Annotated in this window: 7 protein-coding genes; 1 reads left to right on the plus strand and 6 read right to left on the minus strand. The window is 77.1% G+C overall.

What is annotated here, in order from left to right; translation table 11 throughout:
- Positions 1-13: 13 nt before the first annotated feature.
- Complete coding sequence (locus EF918_RS31010) at positions 14-613, plus strand: helix-turn-helix domain-containing protein (RefSeq protein WP_221889775.1); 600 nt, start codon at positions 14-16, stop codon at positions 611-613.
- 99 nt (positions 614-712) lie between these two features.
- On the opposite strand, the gene EF918_RS31015 is transcribed toward EF918_RS31010, so the two are convergent.
- The 6 genes from EF918_RS31015 to EF918_RS31040 form a co-directional block, all read right to left on the minus strand.
- Complete coding sequence (locus EF918_RS31015; RefSeq protein ID WP_125652250.1) at positions 713-1,402, minus strand: HAD-IA family hydrolase; 690 nt, start codon at positions 1,400-1,402, stop codon at positions 713-715.
- Between the two features lie 127 nt (positions 1,403-1,529).
- Complete coding sequence (locus EF918_RS31020; RefSeq protein ID WP_125652251.1) at positions 1,530-2,399, minus strand: peptidoglycan-binding protein; 870 nt, start codon at positions 2,397-2,399, stop codon at positions 1,530-1,532.
- A gap of 124 nt (positions 2,400-2,523) precedes the next feature.
- Positions 2,524-3,801, minus strand: a complete 1,278-nt coding sequence (locus EF918_RS31025) for an HEXXH motif-containing putative peptide modification protein (RefSeq protein WP_260610823.1) — start codon at positions 3,799-3,801, stop codon at positions 2,524-2,526.
- On the minus strand, positions 3,798-5,063 hold the full coding sequence (locus tag EF918_RS31030) for an FxsB family cyclophane-forming radical SAM/SPASM peptide maturase (RefSeq protein WP_125652253.1): 1,266 nt from the start codon (positions 5,061-5,063) through the stop codon (positions 3,798-3,800). Before EF918_RS31030 ends, EF918_RS31025 begins: the two co-directional genes overlap by 4 nt.
- A gap of 117 nt (positions 5,064-5,180) precedes the next feature.
- A complete protein-coding gene (gene fxsA / locus EF918_RS31035; RefSeq protein ID WP_125652254.1) occupies positions 5,181-5,369 on the minus strand; it encodes an FxSxx-COOH cyclophane-containing RiPP peptide in 189 nt (62 codons plus the stop codon).
- 69 nt (positions 5,370-5,438) lie between these two features.
- Positions 5,439-6,215, minus strand: coding sequence for a hypothetical protein (locus EF918_RS31040; protein WP_125652255.1), 777 nt, complete (start codon positions 6,213-6,215; stop codon positions 5,439-5,441).
- Between the last annotated feature and the right edge of the window lie 135 nt (positions 6,216-6,350).

The following is a 6,350-nucleotide window of genomic DNA, read 5'->3' on the forward strand; positions in this document are numbered from 1 at the left end:
GGGCGACGGCGCCGTGGGGGAGGGCTCGGGGGTGACGGACGGCGAGATCGCGGAGATCCTCGACGGGATCGGGCCGCGGCTGCGTGCGGTGCGCCGCGGGCGCGGGCTGACGTTGGAGGCGCTGGCCCGGGACACCGGGATCTCGGTGAGCACGCTGTCCCGCCTGGAGTCCGGCAAACGGCGCCCCACCCTGGAACTGCTCATCCCGTTGGCCCGCGCCCACCGCGTGGCGCTGGACCAGCTCATCGCGGCGCCGGCCACCGGGGACCCGCGGGTGCACCTGACGCCCTTCCAGCGGGAACGCGGCAACGTCCTGGTGCCGCTCACCCAGTACCCGGGCCGGCTCCAGGTGTACAAGCAGGTGCTCACGCACCGGGAGTGCAAGCTGGTGACCCACACCGGCTACGAATGGCTGTACGTGCTCGCGGGCGAGCTCCAGCTCCTCCTCGGGGACCAGGAGTTCACGCTGCGGCCGGGCGAGGTGGCCGAGTTCGACACCACCGAACCGCACTGGTTCGGCCCGGCCGGCGGTACCGCGGTGGAGGTCCTGCACCTGTTCGGTCCGCACGGCGACCAGGCGGTCGTCCGTACGGGCCCGTCGGCGAAGCCCTGAACGGACGCCCGCTGTGGGCGCCGGGCGTCGCCGAGGCCAGGGCGGTGCCGGCCAGGGTGGTGCGGGGCCGGGCGGTGGCGGTCCGGGGCGTGCGGGTCGTCAGGCGGCGGGGGCGTGGACGGTCAGGCGGATGCCGCCGGACGGGCCGGGGGTGACCTGGACCGAGGTCAGGTCCTCGACGTGCACGGTCGGGCCGTGGGCGGCGGCGCGGGGGCCGACGCCGATCACGCGCATGCCGGCCGCCCGGCCCGCGGCGATCCCCGCGGCCGAGTCCTCGAAGACGACGCAGTCGGCGGGGTCCACGCCCAGCTCGGCGGCCCCCTTGAGGAAACCCTCCGGGTCCGGCTTGCTGGCCCCGACGCACTCGGCCGTCACCTTGACCTCCGGCATCGGCAGGTCGGCCGCCGCCATCCGGGCGGTGGCCAGGGCCTCGTCGGCGGAGGTGACCAGGGCGTGCGGCAGCGTGCCGAGGGCCGCCATGAACGCCGGGGCGCCCTGCACCGGTACCACGCCCTCGGTGTCCGCGGTCTCGCGGGCGAGCATCACGGCGTTGTCGGCGTGGTTGAGCTCCATGGGGCGGTCCGGGAGCAGCAGGGCCATCGTGGCGTAGCCCTGCCGGCCGTGCACCACCTTCATGGCCTCGTGCGGATCCAGGCCGTGGGCCTCGGCCCACTCCCGCCAGCAGCGCTCCACCACCGCGTCCGAGTTGACGATCGTGCCGTCCATGTCCAGGAGCAGGGCCCCGGCGGTGAGGACGACGGGGGCGGCGGGGGCGGTGCTGGCCTGCATGGAGGGGCTCCAGACGGGGCGGGAAAAGAGAACAAGCGGTTCCGTCCACCGGTCAGGGAGTGCGGACGGAACCACTTTGTTCCTACACGATACAAAACAAGCGGCGGTCTACGCCAGCGGGGTCCGGTCAGTGCCAGTCGCTGGCGCTCTCCAGGGCCTGGCGGGTGGTCGGACCGTAGACGCCAGGCGGGTCCTGGCTGATGCCGTAGTCCTCCTGGAACGCCGCCACCGCCCACTCCGTTCCGTCGTCGTAGCGCCCGTCGGCCCGCCCGTCGAAGTAGTCCATCCGCCGCAGCCGCTGCTGGAGGTTGCGCACCTCGGGCCCGAAGTCGCCCTTGCGCAGGGACGGGCCCTGCGGCGGCGCCACGGGCGGGGGCGGCGCCGCACCGGCCGGCTTGCCGGCGCTCGCCGACGGCGAGGGCGCCGGCTTCGCGCTCGCGGACGACGCCGGAGCGGCCGGACGGGAGGCGCTGGGCGAGGCCGCCCGCGAGGCCGGTGCCGAAGGCGCGGCGGTCGGGGCCCCCGACTGCGTCGGGCCCACCGGCGCCACGCTCACGGCCGGGGCCGTCGGCGAAGGGTCGGGCAGCGCCCGGTCGCTCTCCCCGGAGTCCGGGAACAGCGTCAGGGCCGCGGCCACGCCCCCGATCACGGCGACCGCGCCCACACCCGCGAGCAGCGGCAGCCCACCCCGCTTGCGCCGGCCCCGCCCGCCGGACCTCCCCGGGGGAACGGCCCGCAGCAGCACCGTGTCCTCCGCCGGCCCGGCCGGCCACGGCCCGGCGTCCGGCCCCCCGGCCCCGCCGTACACCGGAACCTCGCCTGCGCCTACGCCTGCGCCTGCGCCTGCGCCTGCGCCGATGCCGTGGACCGGGGCCTCGTACGCCGGCGCCACGTATCCGGGGCTGTCGTGCACCACGGGGACCCCGTAGGCCGGGGTGTCGTCCCCGTCCCCGGGCCCGGCGCCGTGGCCGCCCGGCGGCCGCGCGGTCACGGTCACGGGGGCCCGGGTCCGGGCGGCTGGTGGTCATGCGGCCGTCTCCCTGTGCTCGCTCGTGGCAAGTGGCGGGGTGGAGCTCGCGGCACGTGGCCGGGGCTGCCAAGGTACCGCGCCACCGGGCCGGTCAACCCGGTGCGGACGCGGCGAGTTCGGGGTGTTGTGCGCGCCAGGCCCGCCGCTCGCGGTCGAGGGCCCGCCGGGCTGTGACGTGCTGGTCCCCGGGGGGCGGGAGTTCGTCCATGTGCCGTTCGGCGCAGATCATCGCCTCGACGAACAGCCGTCCGGTCTTGGTGAGTTGGTCGTCGGCATGCAGCACGGGCAGCACGGCGGCCACCTGGGCGCGGCAGCGGGCGTGCTGGGCCCAGGCGCCCCGGGCTCCGTAGAGGGCGGCGCGCTGCCAGTACCCGGCGAGGGCCAGGTGGGCGTACGTCCCGTGCAGCAGCCCGTCCAGGGGCCGCGGGTCGCTGCGCCAGGGGGCCCAGTAGCGGGGGGTGCGGTCGGCGGTGTGGAAGGTGAGCAGGTCGGCGAGGGCGGCGAGCTTGCCGTGCTGCACCTCGTGGACGAGGGTGGCGGCGAGCGCGGGCGGCGCCTGGCCGCGCACCAGCACCGCACCGGGTGCGGCGGGCAGGGTGGCCCCGGGCGAGCGGGAGCCGCCCGCCAGCGGGACGAGGCTGCGCAGCAGGGCGCGTACCTCCTCGGCGCGGGCGGTGTCGTAGCGCTCCAGCAGGGTGAGGGCGCCGGTCCACTGGGTGTCCCAGCGCTTGTGCCCGCGAGGGGTGAGCCGGCGGGCGGCCTGGACGGGCGGGCGTGCGGCGGGCGCGGCGACCCGGTACGGGTCGAGGTCGTCGAGGGCGGCCGGAGAGCCGCCGGGCAGCGGGTGGAGGGGCAGGCAGGCGGGGTCGCCGGGGTCCCAGGACGCCTCGGTGACGGCGAACGGCCCGGGCCGCTCGGGGCGCAGCACGCCGAGGGTGGGCAGCGCGAGCCGGCCGTGGCTGGGCCGCAGCACGGTCTTGAACGGCACCCCGGCGCGCAGCGCGGCGGCCACCGCGAGCGCCCCCAGGTGGCCGAGGTCGGGCGTGGGGCCGCGGCGGGCGTGCAGCCGGCGCAGGGTCTCCTCGGCCCAGACGCCGGTGGACGGGTAGTGCAGGACGTCGTGCACGGCGCCGGGGTCGCACCGCTCGGCCTCCTCGAGCAGGGCCCAGTGCGCGGGGACGTCCCCGCCGGGTCCGGCGGCGTCGCACACGGCCCGCAGCAGGAGCAGCCGCTTGGACCGCCGCAGGTCGTGGACGAGCCGGGTCCCCTCGGGGGAGGGTTCGGTGGAGGCGATGTCCCGCAGCAGGGCGGCGGTCACCTCGAAGCGGGGCAGCCCGGCGACGGTCACGGCCGTCCGCGGCCGCGTCACGAGGCCGCCCCGGCGGCGCGGTGCGCCCGGACCTGCCGCTCCAGGGCGGCGGCGATGTGCCGGACGAGTGCTTCGAGGTCGGCGCAGTAGACGGAGGGCTGGCGGAACCCGGCGCCGTCCTTGTACCGGTGCGGGTAGTGCCCGCCGCCGCAGACCCGGACGACGTCACAGGCCCGGCACGTGTCGGCGAGCGCGCCGGCGCCGAGCTGGCGGGCGACGAAGCCGGGGTGCTGGAGCAGGTCGTCGAAGGAGTGGGTGGCCAGGTGGTAGCCGGTCCGGGCGGCCCCGTCGTAGGCGGACCGGAGCGAGTCGGTCTGTTCCAGGCTCCCGTCGGTCTCGATGACGGCGGTGGTGACGGGCGCGAGCCCGAGGGTCTCGGTGGCGGCGGGGAGCCCGAGGAGCAGTGCCACGATCTCCTCGAAGATCCGTATCCGGGTCCGCCGGACGGGCTCGTGCCACCACTCCTCGAACACGGCGACGAGCCAGTCGGCGTACGGGGTGCCGGTGCCGGAGCCGGGCGGGGGGTTGCTCCAGTTGGCCAGCGGCAGCAGGAGGCCCACGGCGGGCGGCGCGAATCCGGCCAGCGACCGGTACACCTCGACGGGATCGAGGCGGAGGTCCACGACGGTGAGGACGCCGGCGAAGCTGTCGGGCCGCCGGGCCAGGAGCCGCAGCCCGTGGGCGGCGCGGTCGAAGCCGGGGCGCCCCAGCGGGTCCACCCGCTGCCGGTTGTGCCGGGCGAGCCCGCCGTCGAGGCTGACGCCGACCCGGATCCCGGCGGCGGCGAGGGCGTCGAGCCGCGGCCGGGTCAGCAGGGTCCCGTTGGTCTGCACACTGGCGGTGACCCGGGTGGTCAGCCCCCGGCGGCGCAGTTCCTCCCGGACGAGCCGGACGGGCGCGGCGAGTTCGGCGTCCGGGGCCAGCAGGGGCTCGCCGCCGTGCAGGACGAGGTCGACCCGGGCGAGCCGGTGGGTGTGCGCGTGCTCGGCGATGCGGCCGGCGGCCGCCCGTACGGTGGCGTCGGCCATGGCGGGCGGCTGGCGGCGCCAGCCCTGGTCGGCCATCTCGTACACGTAGCAGTAGGTGCAGGCGAGATTGCACCGGCTGCGCGTCTTGAACACGAACTGCCGCAGGGGCGAGGCCCGGTGCCCGGCGGCCCGTAGGGCCGGTACGTCGAGCCCGACGAACGGCCACGCGGCCCGGGCACGGTGCAGCAGCAGCCCGCCGTCGCGCGTGACGGCACGCGCGGAAGTCTGCCTCATCGCCGGTTCCTCGCCTGATCCTCGCCGGTGCCTGCCGTTACGGACGGTCCATCCCTGCCCGTCCGGCGACCGCGCCTAACGACGGAAAGTGGTCAACTCCGGCGCCGGGAAGCGGCCTCACACCACTCCGGAGTCGAAGGCGTTGAGCACCTCGGCGGGCCGCAGCACCCGCTCGACCAGTCCGTCGAGCACCTCGGCGAGCACGGGGTGCTCGATCCCCCGCAGCTCCCTCAGGTCCACCCCGGACAGATCGGGCAGCTCCCCACCGCACCGCCCGCCCACCACACCCTCGCGCCTGTTCCCCATCCCTTCCGCTTGCCCATGCCACCTGGCGGGGAAACGGGAGCCGGGCGCCGCGGTGGGGCGGCGGGGCCGTCACAGGGCGGCCTCCAGGGCCTGGACCCGGGCGCGCAGGGGGCCGGTGTCGGAGGTGGGCAGGCGGCTGAGGAGGGTCAGGGCCGTGCGGTAGGCGTCGAGGGCGGCGCGGGGGCGGGAGAGGCGTTCCAGGACCTCGGCGCGCAGTTGCTGGGCCAGGGCGGCCAGTTCCAGGGCGGCCGGGTCGGAGGTGGCGTCGTCCGGTTCCAGGGCGGCGCGCCAGGCGCGGCGGTAGGAGTCGGCGGCGCGGTCGAGGCGGTCCGGGGCGTGGGTGTGGGCGTGGATCTCCAGCTGGACGTCGCCGTGGTCCCGCCAGGCCCGGGCCCGGTCCATGGGGTGCGGGCCGTGGCGGACGGCCAGTTCGAGGAGGTACTCCGCCTCGCGGAGGTCGACGAGGTCGCCCTCGTACGTGTGCCGCAGGCGCAGGCCGACGGCCAGGCGGAGCAGGCGGGGTCCGGCGCGGGGGTCGGAGCGGGGGACCGCCGCGCGGCTCTCGCGCAGGACGCGGACGGCGGCCGAGGCGAAGGGGCGGCCGCCCTCGGCCCGGGCCCGGTCCAGCAGCGTCTCGCCCCATTCGGGGAGCAGTTCGCCGTAGGCGAGGCCGTCGCGCGGGATCAGCCGGCGGGCCCGGGCGTAGGCGTCCGCGGCCGCCTCCAGGGCCGCCGGGTCCCCGTCACGGGCGTAGCGCGCCCGGTGCACCCGGGCCAGCCCGACGAGCCCGGCGAGCCGCAGCCCGGGATCACCCCCGGCCTCGTCCAAGGCCGCGGCAAGCTGCACCGAAGCCTCGTCCAACCGCCCGGGCAACTCCCGCAACCCCGCCGCCAGCTCCACCCGCACCCGCGCCACCCCGAGCCGATCCCCTGGCGGGGGGGTTGCGGGAGTTGCCCGGGCGGTTGGACGAGGCTTCGGTGC

Origin of the sequence: Streptomyces sp. WAC06614, from assembly GCF_003949795.1 — a bacterium.
GTDB lineage: Bacteria > Actinomycetota > Actinomycetes > Streptomycetales > Streptomycetaceae > Streptomyces.

Excerpts from the sequence above, each read along its gene's own strand:
- EF918_RS31015 (WP_125652250.1), bottom strand. The coding sequence starts at position 1,402 with ATGCAGGCCAGCACCGCCCCCGCCGCCCCCGTCGTCCTCACCGCCGGG.
- EF918_RS31030 (WP_125652253.1), bottom strand. The coding sequence starts at position 5,063 with ATGAGGCAGACTTCCGCGCGTGCCGTCACGCGCGACGGCGGGCTGCTG.
- fxsA (WP_125652254.1), bottom strand. The coding sequence starts at position 5,369 with ATGGGGAACAGGCGCGAGGGTGTGGTGGGCGGGCGGTGCGGTGGGGAG.